Genomic DNA, 405 nt, shown 5'->3' with positions numbered 1-405 from the left:
TTTTCTTCGCTGATATGTCCTTCGTCGATGGCAAGCAGAACCAGTTCATCATGGATCTGTTCCATCACATCTGATTCGCTGATGGTGGTGATCATCCTAGAATAGGAAGCTTCAGATGGAATTTGATCAGAGTGAAGAAACCCACAGTCATACCGAAAGATAGGATCACGTTTTAACCGTTTGACGAGGTCTTTCATTGTCACGATACGCTCCACCACACGAGCGATCAGTGAATAGACCATGGCGCCATAGTTTAACTCTCTTGGGGCACCCAGTTTATTGGGCTTTTCTAGTAAAGCCCAGATAGGATTCAGATTAAGGGCTGAAAAGACAGCCTCAAAATGATTGGAAGGCTCCATCTCATATAATTCATGCATGTCAAATAGACTTAGTTGTCGTATAATG

The 405-nt window shown here is 43.2% G+C and carries 1 protein-coding gene; it reads right to left on the bottom strand.

Going from position 1 to position 405, the window contains the following annotated elements; all coding sequences use genetic code 11:
* Positions 1–404: transposase (locus tag G4V62_RS19330; protein ID WP_446685524.1), on the bottom strand; the 404-nt coding region annotated here is incomplete at its 3' end.
* Position 405 lies beyond the last annotated feature (1 nt).

Origin of the sequence: Litoribacterium kuwaitense (genome assembly GCF_011058155.1) — a bacterium.
GTDB lineage: Bacteria > Bacillota > Bacilli > Bacillales > DSM-28697 > Litoribacterium > Litoribacterium kuwaitense.
Note: the sequence above shows the minus strand (reverse complement) of the source record. Positions and strands in the feature narration are given on the sequence as shown.